10 protein-coding genes are annotated in these 17,427 nt (G+C 67.0%); 6 read left to right on the top strand and 4 right to left on the bottom strand.

What is annotated here, in order from left to right; translation table 11 throughout:
- Nucleotides 1-138 precede the first annotated feature (138 nt).
- Nucleotides 139-4,881: a PAS-domain containing protein gene (locus HNP55_RS15035; RefSeq protein WP_184300948.1), complete on the top strand. Its 4,743-nt coding sequence runs from the start codon at nucleotides 139-141 to the stop codon at nucleotides 4,879-4,881.
- Nucleotides 4,878-5,843 (top strand): diguanylate cyclase, encoded by a 966-nt coding sequence (locus HNP55_RS15040; RefSeq protein ID WP_246448439.1) that lies wholly within the window; start codon nucleotides 4,878-4,880, stop codon nucleotides 5,841-5,843. Before HNP55_RS15035 ends, HNP55_RS15040 begins: the two co-directional genes overlap by 4 nt.
- Nucleotides 5,844-5,867: 24 nt before the next feature.
- On the opposite strand, the gene HNP55_RS15045 is transcribed toward HNP55_RS15040, so the two are convergent.
- Complete coding sequence (locus tag HNP55_RS15045) at nucleotides 5,868-7,070, bottom strand: GGDEF domain-containing protein (RefSeq protein WP_184300951.1); 1,203 nt, start codon at nucleotides 7,068-7,070, stop codon at nucleotides 5,868-5,870.
- A gap of 33 nt (nucleotides 7,071-7,103) precedes the next feature.
- Nucleotides 7,104-8,633: an AMP nucleosidase gene (locus HNP55_RS15050; protein ID WP_184300954.1), complete on the bottom strand. Its 1,530-nt coding sequence runs from the start codon at nucleotides 8,631-8,633 to the stop codon at nucleotides 7,104-7,106.
- 107 nt (nucleotides 8,634-8,740) lie between these two features.
- Between HNP55_RS15050 and HNP55_RS15055 the strand changes: the two genes are divergently transcribed.
- Nucleotides 8,741-10,411, top strand: coding sequence for a hypothetical protein (locus HNP55_RS15055; protein ID WP_184300957.1), 1,671 nt, complete (start codon nucleotides 8,741-8,743; stop codon nucleotides 10,409-10,411).
- An 8-nt stretch (nucleotides 10,412-10,419) separates the two neighbouring features.
- Here HNP55_RS15055 and HNP55_RS15060 read toward each other — a convergent pair whose 3' ends face one another.
- Together HNP55_RS15060 and HNP55_RS15065 are read right to left on the bottom strand one after the other, a co-directional pair.
- A complete protein-coding gene (locus HNP55_RS15060) occupies nucleotides 10,420-11,793 on the bottom strand; it encodes an ATP-binding protein (RefSeq protein ID WP_184300960.1) in 1,374 nt (457 codons plus the stop codon).
- The gene (locus tag HNP55_RS15065) at nucleotides 11,793-12,458 is read right to left on the bottom strand and encodes a response regulator transcription factor (RefSeq protein WP_184300963.1); all 666 of its coding nucleotides are present in this window, start codon (nucleotides 12,456-12,458) and stop codon (nucleotides 11,793-11,795) included. The genes HNP55_RS15060 and HNP55_RS15065 overlap by 1 nt, the downstream gene beginning before the upstream one ends.
- Before the next feature lie 129 nt (nucleotides 12,459-12,587).
- Here HNP55_RS15065 and HNP55_RS15070 point away from each other — a divergent pair, with 129 nt between their 5' ends.
- From HNP55_RS15070 to HNP55_RS15080, 3 genes are read left to right on the top strand one after another with little or no spacing between them, the layout of a single operon-like run.
- Nucleotides 12,588-13,349 carry a chitinase gene (locus HNP55_RS15070; protein WP_184300966.1) on the top strand — a complete coding sequence of 254 codons (762 nt, stop codon included), beginning with the start codon at nucleotides 12,588-12,590 and terminating at the stop codon, nucleotides 13,347-13,349.
- A 32-nt stretch (nucleotides 13,350-13,381) separates the two neighbouring features.
- A complete protein-coding gene (locus HNP55_RS15075) occupies nucleotides 13,382-16,042 on the top strand; it encodes a TonB-dependent receptor (RefSeq protein ID WP_246448441.1) in 2,661 nt (886 codons plus the stop codon).
- Entirely contained in the window at nucleotides 16,042-17,424 is a 1,383-nt protein-coding gene (locus HNP55_RS15080) for a DUF5009 domain-containing protein (RefSeq protein WP_184300969.1), read from the top strand. The genes HNP55_RS15075 and HNP55_RS15080 overlap by 1 nt, the downstream gene beginning before the upstream one ends.
- Nucleotides 17,425-17,427: the final 3 nt, after the last annotated feature.

Consider the following 17,427-nt stretch of genomic DNA (forward strand, 5'->3'; position numbering starts at 1 on the left):
AAGCCTTTGCTGAATTCGCCAGCTAGTCTCTAAACTAAGCGCAGCCCCTGAACCCTTGGTGTGCCAGCCCGGCACGGGATCTGCGATGCAAGCTGACGACCGGAAGGAATCGGAGAAGCGGCGAACGCCGCTGGCGTCTTGGCCCATGCCGTGGGGGTGGCGGCCCTTGCGGCCCAGGCTGCCGATGGACGCTTGATGGTCTCGCTGCCCCTGCTCGCCCTGCTTGTCCTGGGCTTGTTGCTGCCCCTGGCGCTACTGGGGCTGTGGCGGCGCCATCGGGACATCTCCGCCAGCAAGCAGCTGCAGCTGGAGCTGGCCCGCTCCATGGGCGTCAGCAAGTCCTTGCTGGACACCATCCACCGTCATGCCATTGTCTCGGTGGCCGATGCGGCCGGCACTATCATCGACGCCAACGAGGCCTTCAGCCGCATCAGCGGCTACAGCCGCGAGGAGCTGCTGGGCCGCAACCACCGCATCGTCAACTCCGGCCAGCATCCGCCGGAGTTCTGGCGCGAGCTGTGGGCGGCGATCTCGGTCGGCAAGTCCTGGCAGGGCGAGATCTGCAACCGCAGCAAGAGCGGTGAGATCTACTGGGTCAACAGCATCATCGCGCCCATCCTGGATGAAAACGGGCGGGTGCAGCAATACATCTCCATCCGCACCGACGTCACGGCGGCGCGGCGGGCCCGCAGCGATCTGGCCGAGCAGCGTGAGCGCCTGGCTCGCATCATCGACGGCACCCATGTCGGCACCTGGGAGTGGAACGAGCAGACCGGCGAGGCGCGCTTCAACGAGCGCTGGGCCAGCATCACCGGCCGCAAGCTGGCCGAGATGGTGCCGCTGAATTCCCGCACCTGGCTGCGCTACATCCACCCCGACGATATGGTGATGGCCTCCGATATGCTGGCCCGCCATTGCCGGGGCGATACCGAGTTCTTTGAATGCGAGCTGCGCCTGCTGCATAGCTCCGGGGCCTGGATCTGGTGCCTGATGCGGGGCAAGCTGTACGAGCGGGACGCCGCTGCCGCGCCGCGCTGGATCGCCGGCACGCTGATGGACATCAATGCCCGCAAGCGCAGCGAGGAAGAGCTGCTGCGCAAGCAGGCGGCCCTGGACCGCTCGGAGCTGCTGGCCGGCCTCGGCGGCTGGGAGTACGACCTGCAGACGCGCGAGCTGATCTGGTCAGAGCAGACTTGCCGTTTGCACGATATTCCGCCCGGCACGCCGGTGACGATGGAGCAGGCCCTGTCCTACTTCTCGGCCGAGGACAGGGCGCGGCTGCAGCAGGCGATGGAGAAGGCCAAGGACCCCAGCGAGTCCTGGGATATGGAGCTGGCGCTGCACACCGATCTGGGCCGCTTTCTGTGGGTGCGTTCGGTGGGCGAGGCCTCCTTCGACGACAACGGCGCCATGCGCATCGTCGGCACCTACCAGGACATCAGCGCGCAGCGCGAGCTGGAGGTGCAAAGCAAGCGCAACCACCAGGTCTTGCTGAGCGTGATGGAGAGCCTGCCCTGCGCGCTGAGCGTGTTCGACAGCGAGCTCAATCTGCGCGCCTACAACCGCAAATTCGTCGAGATGTTCGAGTTCCCGGCGGCGCTGTTCGAGGAGATGCCGCCGCGCTTCGAGTCCTTCATCCGCTACAACGCCAGCCTGGGCGACTATGGCGAGGGCGAGGCGATGGAGAGCCATATCCAGGCCCTGATCCAGCGCGGCCTCAACCCCCGGCCGCATCATTTCGAGCAGCATCAGCGCAGCGGCAAGGTGATCGAGGTGCGCGGCGCGCCCATGCTGGGCGGCGGCTTTGTCAGCACCTATTACGACATCAGCGAGGCCAAGCGCCTGGCCGAGGAGCAGCGCCGCAGCAACGAGCTTTTGCGGGTGGTGCTGGACAGCCTGCCTTGCGGCCTGACCTTTGTCGACGCCGACTTCCGCCTGGCCCTGCACAACCGCATGTTCATGGACCTCTACGGCCTGCACGAGGGCGAGGTGCAGGACAAGATCTCGCCGATCGAAGAGGTCTTGCGCCTGATCTGGACGCGCGGCGAGAACGGCACACTGGACCTGGAAGTGGCGATGAAGCACAGCATGGATGTGGCCCGCGCCAGCATGCTGGCGCCGCACCAATGGGAGCGCGAGCGGCCCGACGGCCTGGTGATGGAGATGCGCAGCAAGCCGGTGCCCAGCGGCGGCTTTGTCACCACCTATACCGATATCGGCGTGCGCAAGCGGGCGGAGGCCGAGGTGCGCCGGGCCGAGGCCTTGCTGCGCGGCTCCATCGACGCGGTCAACGAGGCCTTTGTGCTGTTCGACCCGCAGGACCGCCTGGTGTTCTGCAACGAGAAATACCGCCAGGTCTATGCGATCTCGGCCGATCTGATCGTGCCGGGGGCGCGCTTCGAGGACATCATCCGCGTCGGCGCCTCGCGCGGCCAGTTCGACGAGGCTGTCGGCCGCGAGGAGGCCTGGGTGCAGGAGCGCCTGCAAGCGCACCAGCGCGGCGAGACCCAGCTGGTGCAGAAACTGGGCAATGGGCGCTGGAACCGGGTGATCGAACGCCGCATGGACGACGGCCATATCGTCGGCTTCCGCATCGACATCACCGAGATGATGGAGGCCATGGAAGCGGCGGAGGAGGCGGCGCGCTCCAAGGGCCAGTTCCTGGCCAATATGAGCCACGAGATCCGCACGCCCATGAATGCCATCCTGGGCCTGCTGCGCCTGCTGCAGAAAACCGAGCTGACGCCGCGCCAGCAGGACTACGCCAGCAAGACCGAGGGCGCGGCGCGCTCCCTGCTGGGCTTGCTGAACGACATCCTGGACTTCTCCAAGGTCGAGGCCGGCAAGATGGCGCTGGACCTGCAGCCCTTCCGGGTCGACCAGCTCTTCCGCGATCTCTCCGTCATCCTGTCGGCCAATGTGGGGCCGAAGAATGTGGACATCCTGTTCGATCTGGACCCCGCGCTGCCACCCCTGCTGGTGGCCGACTCCATGCGCTTGCAGCAGGTCCTGATCAATCTGGGCGGCAATGCCAGCAAGTTCACCCAGGCGGGCCAGGTGGTGCTGGCCCTGCGCCTGGCGCGGCCGCTGCAGCCGGGCGACCGGGTGGCGGAGCTGGAATTCTCGGTCAGCGACTCCGGCATCGGCATCGCGCCCGAGCACCAGGAAAAAATCTTCACCGGCTTCTCCCAGGCCGAGGCCTCCACCACCCGCCGCTACGGCGGCACCGGCCTGGGTCTGGCCATCAGCCAGCGCCTGGTGCATCTGATGGGCGGCAGCCTGCAGCTGGACAGCGAGCTGGGCCGCGGCAGCCGCTTCTACTTCACACTCAGCCTGGGCCTGGACGCCCCCGCCCAGGCCGGCGATGCCCGCCTGGTGCAGGCCTTGCTGCCGGCCTTGCGCACCTTGGTGGTGGATGACAACCCGGCGGCGCGCGAACTGCTGGGCCATTGCGGCCAGGCCCTGGGCCTGCGGATGGAGCCGGTGGACTCGGGCGAGCAGGCCTTGCTTCGCTTGCAAGAGCGTGCCGCCCAAGGCGAGGCCTATGAGCTGCTGCTGGTCGATTGGCGCATGGGCTCGGGCATGGATGGTTTCGAGCTGGTCCAGCGTCTGCGCGGCCTGGCGCCCGGCCTGCCCCAGCCCCACATCATCATGGTGACGGCACAGGGGCGCGAAGAGTTGCTGCGTCGCAGCGAGGCCGAGCAGGGCTTGCTCGACGGCTATCTGGTCAAGCCGGTCACGCCGCAGATGCTGCTGGACGCGGTGCAGGAGGCGCGCCGCACCGGGCAGGGCGGCGCCGCTTCGGTCGCGCTGCAGCCCGGTGCCGGCAAGCCCTTGCACAAGCTGCGCATCCTGGTGGTGGAAGATAACCTCAACAACCAGCAGGTCGCCCAGGAGTTGCTGGAGGACGCCGGCGCCACGGTGCAGCTGGCCGGCAACGGCCAGGTGGCGGTTGACATCCTGCGCGCCAGCCCCGAAGCTTTTGATCTGGTGCTGATGGATGTGCAAATGCCGGTGATGGACGGTTACAGTGCAAGCCGGGCCATCCGGCAAGAGCTGCGGCTGGCCCAGCTTCCTATCATTGCCATGACCGCCAATGTGATGGCCTCGGACCGGGATGAATGCCTGGCCGCGGGCATGAACGAACATGTGGGGAAACCGTTTGACATGGATAAATTGGTGGACGTGATATTGCACAGCCAGGAGCGTCCCGAGCCGGCAGTCCAGGAGCGCCGTTTTGCCACGCTGGCGGTGCCTGAGGACTTGCAAGCCAGGGCCTTGGCACAGGGTTTTGATGCCCAGTCCGCCATGGACCGCTTCATGGGCAAGGCCGAGCTGTTCCAGCGCATGGCCCAGTCCTTTGCGAAATCTGCCCTGGAACTGCCCCAGCAGTTGAGCGTCAAGATGGCGGCCCATGAGCTCGACGAGGCGGTGCTGCTGGCGCATAGCTTCAAGGGCTTGGCCGCTACGCTGGGCGCGCAGCGCCTGGCCGAGCTGGGCGCCGAGGGCGAGGCCACACTCAAGCGCGGCGAAACGCTGGGCGCCGACTGGCTGGCCGCGCTGGAACAGCAGCTCGTGCCCGCCTGTGCCGCGCTGCTGCAGCTGGCGCAGGCGCTGATGGCGCTCAAGTCCGGTGACAGGCCCAAGGCCACCGCCGCCGGCCTTGGCGACGCGGCCGAGTTCAAGGCCGCGATGGCGAGCTTGCTGACGCTGTTGCAGGACTGGGATATGGGGGCCACCGAGGCCTTCAGCGCCTTGCGCGAGCGGCATGCCGAGCGGCTTCAGCCCGAAATGCCGGCCATCGAGCAGGCGATCTCCATTCTCAACTTCGAGCAGGCGCTCGGCTTGTGCCGGGCCTGCCTGGCGCGGGTATCCGCATGATGATGAATTCAAGCTACCGACCCTCTGGCGGCCCCGATCTGAGCCTGCTGGGCCCGCCCAAGCGGCGCTCGCGCCTGCTGATCGTGGACGACCAGCCCATCAATATCCAGGTGCTCTACCAGGTCTTCGCCTCGGAGTACCAGGTGATGGTGGCGACCTCCGGCCCGCAGGCCCTGGAGATGTGCCGGGACAAGAGCCCCGACCTGGTCCTGCTGGACGTGCAGATGCCGGGCATGAATGGCTACGAGGTCTGCCGCCAGATCAAGGCCGACGCCAATCTGCGCGATCTGCCGGTGATTTTTGTCACCGTGCACAGCGATGCCAAGGAAGAGACCTTTGGCCTGGAGCTGGGGGCGGTGGACTATATCGCCAAGCCCTTCAATCCGGCCGTGGTGCGGGCGCGGGTCAAGGCCCATCTGCAGCTCAAGCTGCAGGGCGATCTGCTGCGCCACCTGTCCTTCATCGATGGCCTGACCGGCGTCTACAACCGGCGCTATTTCGACGAGTGCTGCGAGCAGGAGTTCCAGCGCGCTCTGCGCAATGCCAACGAGATCGGCCTGCTGATCATCGATGTCGATTTCTTCAAGCGCTACAACGACCACTACGGCCATCTGGCCGGCGACGAGGCCTTGCGCCAGGTGGCGGCGATCCTGAATATGCAGCTGAAGCGCCCGGGCGATTTCGTCAGCCGTTTTGGCGGCGAGGAGTTTGCCTGTGTGCTGCCCGAGACCGATCTGGAGGGCGCGCGCGGCCTGGCCCAGGAGGTGCTGGACGCCGTGCGCATGGCCCATATCGCCCATGCCAGCTCCGATGTCGGCCCCTTTCTGACCATCAGCGTGGGCTGTGCCGTGATGCGGCCGCAAAGCGGGCGGGCGGCGGCCGAGCTGATCAGCGCGGCCGACGAGCAGCTCTATCTGGCCAAGTCCAAGGGCCGCGGCTGCGTCAGCTGCGTGCAGCTCTGACGGGCCGAGCGCCGAGCGAGGGGCTCACATCTCCACGCCGGGTTCGGCCACCAGCAGGCCGCGGCCGGCGTGCTTGGCCTCGTAGAGGGCGATCTCGGCGCGGCGCATCAAATCGTCCACGCTGCGGTCTCCGTGGCGCAGCTTGGCCCAGCCGGCGCTGAAGTTCAGCCCAAAACCTAACTCGTTCCTGGCGCGTGCCGCCAGCGCCGTGCGCAGGCGCTGGTCCAGGGCTTGCGGGCCCAGGGCCTCGCAGCGCGCCATCAGCACGCCGAACTCCTCGCCGCCGACCCGGCCGGCCAGATCGCCCAAGCGCATCTGCGCCTGCAGGCAGCTGCCAAACAAGGCCAGCGCGCGGTCGCCGCCTTCGGTGCCGTGCAGGGCGTTGATTTCCTTCAGGCGGTCGATGTCCAGCACCATCAGGGCCAGCGGCTCCTGGTGGCGGCGGGCCATGGAGATCATGTCCACCGAGCGCGCCAGAAAGGCGCGGGCGTCGATCAGGCCGGTCAGTCCATCGGTCTGGGCCAGGCGGGCCAGCTCGGTCTCGATCTCGTTGCGCCAGGCCAGCACCAGGGCCAGCAGGCCGGCCAGCAAGGCCCAGTGCAGGGACAGGGCGAGGGCGCTGTTGATGGTGGCCGGGCCCAGCGGGCTGAGCAGCCGCGGGTCCAGCAAGCCCTGGCCGGCGCGCAGCAGGCTGAGCAGGAAGACCGGCAGCAGGGCGGCCAGCAGCAGCAGGCGCCAGCGACGGTTGTCCAGGCCCGGCGCCACATCGGGCCGCCGCTGCAGCAGCATGCCGGGCTCCAGCGTGCTGCGCTCGGGCCGGGCCAGCACCAGGCCTAGCATCACCAGCTGCAGGGCCAGCCAGCCATGGGCCCAGGCGACGCGAAACGTGCTGTCCTCGAACTGCAGGGCGTAGACCAGGGGCATCAGCAGCGGCGCCAGCAGCAGCAGGGCGCGGCCGGGCATGGGGCGCAGCCACAGGCACAGGGCCCACCAGAGCAGGCTCAGGCTGGCGCTGAAGCCCAGCATGGCCAGGCTCAGCAAGAGGCGTTCATGGCCGAACTCCGAGCCGGCCAGCAGCAGCCAGGAGACGGCTTGCAAGAGCCAGAACAGCAGGGCGCGACGGCTGCCCGCACTGGTCTGCCAGCCGGTCAGGGCCAGCATCAGGCCGGCCGAGGCCAGGGCCTGGATCAGCAGCAGATTGAACAGGGTGGGGTTGTCGAAGCTCATGGTGGTGCGGCAGAGTGACAGGCTGATTCTCGGCTACTGGAAGGCGACCTCGGCAAAGCTTCTGAGCTTGCGGCTGTGCAGCTGGCCCAGGGGATTGGCGCGCAGCAGCTCCAGCGCGCGCAGGCCGATGCGCAGATGCTGGTCGACCCGGGCGCGGTAGAACTGGTCGGCCATGCCGGGCAGCTTGATTTCGCCGTGCAGGGGCTTGTCGCTCACACACAGCAGAGTGCCGTAGGGCACGCGGAAGCGGAAGCCGTTGGCGGCGATGGTGGCGCTCTCCATGTCCAGGGCGATGGCGCGGCTCTGGCTGAAGCGGCGCTCGGGCCCGCCCTGGCGGTCATTGGGCAGCAGCTCCCAGTTGCGGTTGTCGGTCGAGGCCACGGTGCCGGTGCGCAGGATGCGCTTGAGCTCGAAGCCGCTGAGCTGGGTCACCTCGGCCACCGCCTGTTCCAGCGCCTGCTGCACCTCGGCCAGGGCCGGGACGGGCACCCACAGCGGCAATTCCTCGTCCAGCACATGGTCCTCGCGCACATAGGCATGGGCCAGCACGTAATCGCCCAATTGCTGGGTATTGCGCAGGCCGGCGCAATGGCCCAGCATCAGCCAGGCATGGGGGCGCAGCACGGCGACGTGGTCGCTCATGGTCTTGGCATTGGCGGGGCCGACGCCGATATTGATCATCGTGACGCCGCTGCGGTCGCGCCGCAGCAGGTGGTAGGCCGGCATCTGCGGCAGGCGCGGCGGCGGCTGGCCCGTGGCGCCCAGCAGGGCGAGCTCGGCCGCGCCGAGGCCGGCTCTTGGGGTGATGACGTTGCCGGGCTCGACAAAGGCGATGCAGTCGTCCATCGCGTCGGGTCGGGCCGGGTCGGCGGCTTGCTGCATCAGGGCGCGGCCCATGCTGATGAACTCGTCGATATAGAACTGGTAGTTGGTGAAGAGCACGAAGTTCTGGAAGTGCTCGGCCGCCGTGCCGGTGTAGTGGCGCAGGCGGTGCAGGGAGTAGTCCACCCGCGGCGCGGTGAACAGGGCCAGGGGCTGGGGCTCGCCGGGCCGGGGCTCGTGGGTGCCGTTGGCGATGCCGTCGTCCATGGCGGCGAGGTCGGGCAGGTCGAAGACGTCGCGCAGCCGGCGGCGGCGCTCGGGCGTCAGATGGCCCTCGATATGCTCATGCTCGCAGAGCGCGAAGTGCAGGGGGATGGGCTGGTGGCTGCTGCCGATTTCCAGCGTCACGCCGTGGTTGCGCATCAGCAGCTCGAACTGGGTCTTGAAGTAATCTGCAAACAGATCGGGGCGGGTGAGGGTGGTCTCGAAAGTGCCCGGTCCGGCCACAAAGCCGTAGGCCAGGCGCGAGTCGCCGTGCGTGCCGACGGGGCTGCGCAGGCGCACAAAGGGGTAGCAGGCGCGCACTCTTTGCGCGCCGAAGTCCTCGCCGTCGACAAAGCGCTGCAAGGACTGGCGCAGATGCAGCAAGCTGGCGGCATAGATTTGTCGGGCCTGCTCCAGGGCCGCTTCGGGCGCGCTGAAATGCTGGGGGGCGAAGAAGGGCGGGGTCAAAAAACTCATGCGCAGAGTCTCCTCGGTTTGCCCTCATTGTGGCGTGCCAAAGACGGGACTTTTTCGCCGTACTTTGTCCTAGGATGAGAGCTCACCCATCCTTGCACAGGAATGCCATGGCCACGACCGAATCCGTGCCGCTCGCGCCGACCTTGGTGCGCCGCATGCATCAAATCCTGCTGTGGCCGCTGCGCCTGATGCCGGTGGGTGATGAGCCTGGCGCGCCGCGCCGCCCCTGGGAGTTGCTGCCCCCCTTCGGCCCGGCCAGCCCCTGGCGGGAGCTGGCCGATGAGTACACCGGCGACCCTCGGCATTTCCACGAGCGCCACTACCAGGAGTTCGTCACCTTCCTGCCATTTGTGCAGCGCTTTCTCTATGGCGATGGCAGTGCCGCGTCGGCCCGGGCCAGTGAGGGGGTCGGCCTGAAGGTGTTTCGTCGCCACGATGTGGCGAGCCTGCGCTTGCGCCTTGACCTGGAGGCCGAGCCGCTGACGCTGGAGGTGGTGCACGTCGATCTGTACTTCTTCTTTGACGTGGATGTGGTGATGCTCAATGTCGAGCTGGCCTGCAGCGAGCTGGACTTGGCCCAGGCGCAGGAGCTGCTGTACCGCCTGGGCCGTGCCTACCCTTCCGGCTGGGATGCTCGCGGCCTGCCCTTGCACAGCCTGGCAAGCGCCGAATGGCTGGATGCGCAAGGCCGGGTGCTGGCGGCCTCTGATGCCTTCGAGCGCGAGCGTTTCTTGTCGCATGTGCATGAGCACCGGGCGCCGCGCATTGCCGAGCACTGGGACTTCATGCTGCGGCCCTTGGTGCCGGACCGCAGCGAGCGCTCGGGCCCGCTGCGCTACCGCCAGATCGAGTACTACCGCATGCCCTTGATGGCCTGGCTGGCGCTGGACGATCCCGGCGCTCTGTCGCGTGCCGACTTCGTGCGCCTGGGGCTGGTGACGGGGCCGGGCGAGTCAGGCGGCTGCGGCGCAGCCGCCGAGCTGCCCTTCAGCGAGGCCTATCTGCAGGACTTTGAGCGCAGGCATTGCTATGACCGCTTCTGGCGCCGGGGCGGTGCGGCGCCGCAGACGCGCTATCTGTGTACCGGTCATTCCCTGATCGTGCTGGGGCGCGCCGATGCGCCCTTTTTTGTCTGCCGCGATCGTGGGGTGCTGGCGCAGTTCAGGCATCAGCACTTCCTGCTTTTTTTGATCGCCCATTTTCAGAAGGCCTCGCTGCTGATGTTCTCCGACCGCCTGGTGGAAGCCTTGCGGCGCTTGAATGTGCAGGACCCGGACAATGTGCGCCGCTTCAAACGCGCCATCCGCAGCGCTTTCGAGGGCTTTTTGCGCTTCACCCATCGCTACTGGTTTCATGAGGTGGCCGAGCAGGCGCAGGCGCGCGCGCTGTTTCGCATGTGTGCCGACCATCTGGGCCTGGACGGCCTGCACAACGAAGTGAAGTCGCGCGTCACCGATATGAGCGCCTATCTGGAAACCGACAGCATACGCCGCCAGGCTAACACCGTGGTCAGGCTGACCGTGGTCACCATCTTCGGCCTGGTCGGCACCATCACCACCGGCTTTCTGGGCATGAATCTATTGGCCGAGGCCGAGGCGCCGCTGAGCCGTCGGGTCTGGATCTTTTCGCTGGCCTTGCTGGCGACCCTGGTCTTGACGGTTTACACCATGGTCAAGTCAAAACGCCTGTCTGATTTTCTGGATGCGCTGTCGGACGAGCGCCTGTCGGCCTGGGGCAAGTGCAAGGCCTTGCTGGCGGTGTGGAAGCCGGGGCCTTGAGCCGGCCACTATCGTCGCGGCAGCCGCACGCTGACGCACAGGCCGGGCGCCGCCGCATCGGCCCGGGCCGCTGCCAGGTTTAGCGTGGCCTGATGGCGGGCCGCCGCCCGCTCCACGATGGCCAGGCCCAGGCCGCTGCCCGGCTGGTTGAGCCCGGGCAGGCGGAAGAAGCGCTCGAACACCTTGGCATGCATGTCCGCGGCAATGCCCGGCCCCTGGTCGCGCACGCTCAGCGTGACGCTGTCCGGCAGGGCGCTGATGCTCACCTGCACCAGGCTGCCGGGCGGCGAGTATTTGACGGCGTTGTCGACCAGATTGTCGATCAGGGCCCCCAGGCTTTCGCGGTGCATGGGCAGCTCGCATTGCTCGGGCGCCAGCAACTCCAGCTCGATGCCGCGCGCCAGCGCCAGCTCGCTGGCCAGCACGATGCGATCACGCGTTAGGCTGACCAGGTCGTGGCGGCGCAGCTCGCTGCTCTCGGTGTCGGCGCCGCTGCGGGCCAGGGCCAGCAATTGCTGCACGGTGTGGTTGGCGCGCTGCACGCCCTCGCCCAGGCGGCGCAGGGATTCCTCGCGGCGCTGCGGGCTGGCCTGGCTTTGCAGCGTCTCGGCATTGAGCTGGATCACGGCCAGCGGGGTCTTCAACTCGTGCGCGGCGTCGAGCAGGAATTCGCGCTCGCGTTCCAGGCGCTGCTGCAGGCGGGCCATCAGCTGATTGACGGCCGTGACCACCGGCGCCAGCTCGGTGAAGGGCGAGGGCGGCAGGGCATTCAGCTCGGTGGCCGAGCGCCGCGCGATCTGCGCGCCGATGCGGCGCAGCGGCGCGAAGCCCGCGCGCAAGAGGAACCAGGCGATCAGCAGCATCAGCGGCAGGCTGTAGAACAGCGGGCGGGCGTAGTAGCTCAGGCCATCGGCGCTGAAATGCCAGTCGCCCGGCACCTCCTGCCAGCGCCTGACGATCAGGCCTTGCTCGGGCGCGCGCGCCTCGATATAGAGCCAGCGCGCGTCGCTGGCGTAGTGTTGCTCGTCCGGGGTCAGGCGATCGCCCATCTCGGGCGGGCCCTGGCGGTGCAGCAGGCGCTCGCCCTGCCACACATGCTGGGCGATGATGGGGGGCTCGTAGCCGATCTCCTGCCACTCCTGCTCGCGCAAATGCTCCAGCTCGGCCAGCGCGGCGCTCAGGCCTTCGGGTTGCTCGGCCCACTGCCGGGCCTGCACGCGGGCCAGCTCGGCCCACAGGCGGTTGGCGGCCTGGCCGTTGCGGGCGTGCACCACGCTGACCTCGTGGAACTCGCGCAGCATCAGCCCGCACCAGCTCAGCAAGGCCACGGCGGCAAAGGCACCGAAGGTACGGCGGAACAGCGATTTGCGCGCCGCTCCCATCAGGCCCGCTCCAGCACGAAGCCGACACCGCGCACGGTGCGCACATAGCCTTCGCCGATCTTTTTGCGCAGATTGAAGATGTGCACATCGAGCGCATGGCTGTCGGCATTGGGCATGGCGCGCGCCTCCAGCTCGCGCCTTGTCACCACGCGGTCGGGCAGCTTGAGCAGGGTCAGCAGGATGGAGAACTCGGTGGGCGACAGATTGATGGCCTGGCCATGCCGGCTCAGCACCATGCGGCGCTCGTCCAGGGCCAGGTCCTTGAAGCGCCATTCCTGCCCCTCGCCCTCGCTGCTCAACAGGCCGGCGCGCCGCGCCACCGCGCGCAAGCGGGCCAGCAGCTCCGGGCCGGCGAAGGGCTTGACCAGATAGTCGTCGGCGCCGCTGTCCAGGCCGTGCAGCCGGTCTTCGATGCCGCTGCGGGCGGTGATCACCACGATGGGCAGCTGCGGCCTGGCTTGGCGCATCAGGCGCAGCAGATCCAGGCCATTGCCATCGGGCAGGCCCAGGTCCAGCACCAGGGCGTCAAAGCCTTGCTGCTGCTCCAGCCAGTAGCGGGCCTCGGTCAGGCGTCGCACCCAGACCACTTCATGGCCACCGTCCTGCAACAGCGCCTGCACCGAATGACCCAGCTCCAGGTCGTCTTCCACCAGACAGATTCGCATAGCTAGGGACTCTACCAAGTTCGGCGTTAATGCGGTCTTAATACGGTATTAGGGAAGATGCGTTAAACGGCCCGGGAATTTAAAGCCAGTTTGATACCAATAGCCGCCCGATCCCGCAGGAAAGGTCTTATGTCGCGCTCCACGCACTGCCGCCATGGGCGGGTTTTCACTCTGCCCTTGCTGCTGGCCCTGCTGTTGGGGGCTTGTGCCCAGCCCCATGTGGCAGCGAAGACCGAGACGGCCGAGGCCGCCGGGGAAGGGCAGCAGTTCCTGCCCAGCGAGGCGCAGTTCGAACAGCTATTCCCGCAGCGTTTACCCTTCTACAGCTATGCGGGCTTTGTGGCGGCGGCGCGCTCGTTCAGCGGCTTTGCCGCGCAAGGCCCGGCCGAGCTGAGGCGGCAGGAGATGGCGGCCTTTCTGGCCAATATCGCCCATGAGTCCGATTCGCTGAAGGCCGTGCGCGAATATAACCAAGCCAACTACGACCATTACTGCAGCCTGGCCGAGGGCCGGAGCTGTGCGCCCGGCCAGCAGTATTACGGCCGTGGCCCGATTCAGCTCAGCTGGAACTACCAATACCTGGCCGCCGGCCAGGCTCTGGGCGAAGACCTCTGGGCCGAGCCCGACCGGGTGGCGCGCGAGCCCAAGCTGGCCTGGCAGACCGCCATCTGGTACTGGATGAGCCAGCCCGGCCCGGCCAGCGTCCCGGCCCACCAGGCCATGGTGGCGGGCGCCGGCTTTGGCGCCAGCATTCGCGCCATCAACGGCGCGCTGGAGTGCGACCAGGCCGCCGACTCCGCGGCCGCCCGGCAGATCGCCCGCCGCATCGATTTCTACCGCCGCGCCGCGGCCCTGTTCAACGTCCCGCCAGGCCCGCGCCTGGGCTGCTGAATTCGCCCACAAAAACCAGGAGACCATCGACCATGAATGCATCTTCCCGACGCGCTTGCCGCATGCGCCCCGGCGCCATCGCTTTGGCCATCAGCAGCTGGCTGGCCATGGCCCCGTCCGCCTGGGCACAGCAGCAGGCGCCAGCGCCGGCCGATAAAGTGGACAAGACCGAGCTGCCCACCGTCACCGTCACGGCCACCCGCATGAGTTCGGGCCTGCTGCAAACGCCGGTGTCGGTGACGGCCATTACGCAGGACAAGCTGAGCCGCGAGGGCGTCACCGATGTGCGCGGCCTGGCCGGCACGGTGCCCAATCTGCAGATCGCCACCGGCGCCGATTCGGGGGTGCAGATCGCCATCCGCGGCATCAGCTCCAATAACTTCACCGAGATCGGCGACCCCGCCGTGGGCCTGCATGTGGGCGGGCTTTACTCGCCGCGGCCGCAGGGCGCGATGGCCCTGATGTTCGATCTGGATCAGGTGGAGGTCTTGCGCGGCCCGCAGGGCACGCTGTTCGGCCGCAACTCCACCGCCGGCAGCATCAACATCATTCCGGCCAAGCCCGAGTTCGGGCAGAGCTATGGCAGCGCCGAGCTGGACCTGGGCAAGTACAACAAGCGCCAGCTCAATCTGATCCAGAACATCGGCCTGAGCGACAACTTCGCCCTGCGCGCCACCGTGATGCTGCTCAAGCGCGACAGCTGGCTGAACCAGTCGCAGGACTTCACCGACGTCCATATGCCCGAGCACGGCTTTGTGGCCGATGGCATCCCCGATGTGGACCAGCGCTACAACAGCAAGGTCAGCAAGGCCGATGCCTATAACAACAAGAACGAGTGGGCCGCGCGCCTGAGCGGGCGCTGGAAGATCAGCGCCGACCTGGAGGCGATGCTGAGCTATGAGAAGTTCAAGAACAATGGTGCCGGCGACATCGGCTTGAAGGACTGCGCCCAGGCCGCCGGCACGCGCTTCGCCTGCGCGGGCGGCCAATGGGATGTCAGCATCAATGTGCCGGGCAAGATCGATATGTCCATCGACACGCTGCGTGGCGGTATGAACTGGAACCTCGGCAAGCACAGCAGCCTGGAATACAACTTTGCCTACGCCGACCAGCGCCGCTCGCAGCAGGGCGATGACGACTCCGGCTATCACCGCCTCTCCAGCCAGGTCACGGCGCAGTGGCCGGTGGGCCCGGACGGCGACTGGGGCAGCTGGCCGCTGCGGGACGACACCTCGCGCACGCTGAGCTCAAAATACCTCTCGCTGGTGCAGGAGCTGCAGTTCAAGCAAAAGAGCGACAAGCTGCAGTACGTGCTGGGTGCTTTCTGGATGCGCGAGAAGAATGCCATCGACTATGCGCAGGAGCAGCTGGTCAACGCACCTTACGGTTATCCGATCAGCCAGTACTACCAGCAGCCCAACCGGCAGATCGACGCCAAGGCCCTCTTCGGCCAGATGGACCTGAAATTCGCCAATAGCTGGACCGCCACGCTGGGCGGGCGCTACAGCTATGACAGCAAGACCGACAAGGGCGGCAAGGTCTATGGCGGCGAATGGGACAGCACCTCGCCGGCCTACTTCAACGGCCTGTTCGATCCGGGCCTGCCCGGCACGCCGGGCTTCAAACCGCCGAGCAGCAGCCATCTGACGACCGGCATGGGGCCTCTGGCCGGCACCGGCGCCTATGCCAAATATCGGCCGCCGGCGCAGAACGACAACGCCATGTCCTGGGGCAAGTTCACCTATCGCCTGGGCCTGATGAATCAGCTCACGCCGCAGGACATGGTCTTCACCTCGCTGTCGACCGGCTACAAGGCGGGCGGCTTTGGCGACAAGGACGACCGCTGCGGCGGCTTCCAATGCGCCGAGGGTCCATCGCCGCAACTCACCTTCTTTGCCTACAAGCCCGAGACGGTCAGCAATCTGGAGTTCGGCTACAAGGGCTTGATGCTGAACAAGCGCCTGTCGCTGTCGGCCACGGCCTTCTTCAGCCGCTACAAGGATATGCAGGTCACCGACACCTTCTTCGCCGCCAAGGTCAAGCCCGAGCGCGACTGCACGGCCAATACCGTGGGCTGCGACATCGTGCAGAAGTGGCAGACCATCAATGTCGGCACGGTCGAGATCCCGGGCCTGGAGCTGGAGCTGGACTACAAGCCCTGGGCCGGCGCGCGCCTGGGCGGCTTCTTCACCTATATCAACTCCAAGATCAAGGACTACCCCGCCTTCAGCGACACCTGGAACTGCGACTACCGGCGCGAGAACGGTGCGCCCGCCTGCCCGCCGGCCTATAGCGGCAGCGACCCCACGCTGGTGGGGCGCAATGTCTACGACATCACCGGCAACCATTTGCCGATGTCGCCCAAGTACAGCCTAGGCCTGAACTTTTCGCAGAGCTTCAACTTCGACGGCGGCTATGTGCTGACGCCCTGGGTCGCGCTGAAGTGGCAGGACAAGATGTACTTCAGCCTGCGCAATCTGGACAACCCGCATATCTCCGACGCGCAAAAAGCCTTCACCAAGATCGATGCCTCGATCAAGCTGGTCTCGCCCAAGAACTGGCATCTGGAAGCCTATGTCTACAACCTCACTGACCAGTGGACCAAGAACGCCGCGGCCGATGGCGGCGGCTTTGTGAAGGCAATGTGGAGCGAGCCGCGCATGTACGGCTTGCGCGTGGGCATCGACTACTGATGTTCGGACTCCAGCTGCGCGCCGGCCGCATCGCCAGCATCGACATTTTTCGCGCCCTGACGGTGCTGGTGATGATCACCGTCAATGAGTGGCACCGGGTCGGCGATCTGCCGGCCTGGATGCGGCATATGCCGGCCGATGCCGATGCGATGAGCTTTGTCGACGGGGTCTTCCCGGCCTTTTTATTCATCGTCGGCATGTCCATCCCCTTCGCCTTGCAGCAGCGCCTGCAGGCGGGCGATACGCCGCGCCAGCTCTTGCTGCATGTGCTGCAACGCGGTCTGGGCCTGGTCTTGATCGGTGTCTTCATGGTCAATGCGGAAGAGGGCTTCCATGCCGCCTCCATGCCGCTGCCAATCGCCTTGTGGGCGCTGCTGAGCTATTTGGCCGCCTTCGCGTTGTGGGGCTCGCTGCGCGGCGGGCCGGCGCTGGCGGGCGGCTGGCGCCTGGCCGGCGTGGCGCTGTTTGCTTTGCTGGCCTGGCTTTACCGCGGCGGGCCCGACGGCAGCGGCGGCATGAGGACGCAGTGGTGGGGCATTCTGGGTCTGATCGGCTGGGCCTATCTGCTGGGCTGCGCGGCGCTGCTGCTGTGCCGCGCCCGTGTCGCCGGCCTCTTGCTGGCCCTGGGCCTGTGCCTGGCCTACTTCGCCCTGCAGCGCCAGCCCCTGGTGCAGGGCAGTGGCTGGCTGCGTCTGCTGTTCAGCCAGGACGGCCATGCCGTGCACGGCGCGCTGGTGATCAGCGGCAGCATCACGGCCCTGCTCTTCTTCGACCAGGGCCGCGCCCGCAGCCTAGGAGTCTGTCGGGCTTGGGTCGCCGACAGTGGGAATCGGCCCCAGCGAGGCCAGTTTTTGCCGGATTTGCAGCCCCATAGCCCAGCTATGGGGCAAGAAGCCGGTGAAAAATGGACCGCTGCGGTCGATTTCCCGCCGGCGATTCCCAAGTCCGACAGACTCCTAGTGCAGCGCCTGGGCCTGGCCCTGCTGTTTGCCGCCGCGCTGGCCTTGCTGGCGGCGCTGCTGCGGCCGGCCTTCAAGATCTCCAAGATCTACGCCACGCCCAGCTGGGCGCTTTACAGTGCGGCGGCCTGTGTGCTGATCTTTGCCGCTTTGTCTCTGTGGCTGGCCTGGCGGCAGCGTGTCGGTGCCGGCGCGGCGGCCGCGCCACGGCGCTCCGGCTTGCTGGACGCGGTGGCTGCCAACCCCTTGCTGGCCTATCTGACGCCTTTTGTCGTCGAGGCGCTGATGCAGCTGCTGCAATGGCCCTGGCCCGCCTTCACACGCAGCGCGCCCTGGGGCGTCGTGTTCGGCATGGCCTATGCCGTGGCGGTGGCGGCCTTCGTCAAATTCATCGCGGCGCGCGGGGTGCGCTTGCGTATCTAGACT

The organism is Roseateles oligotrophus (assembly GCF_014204525.1).
Taxonomy (GTDB): Bacteria; Pseudomonadota; Gammaproteobacteria; order Burkholderiales; family Burkholderiaceae_C; genus Paucibacter_A; species Paucibacter_A oligotrophus_A.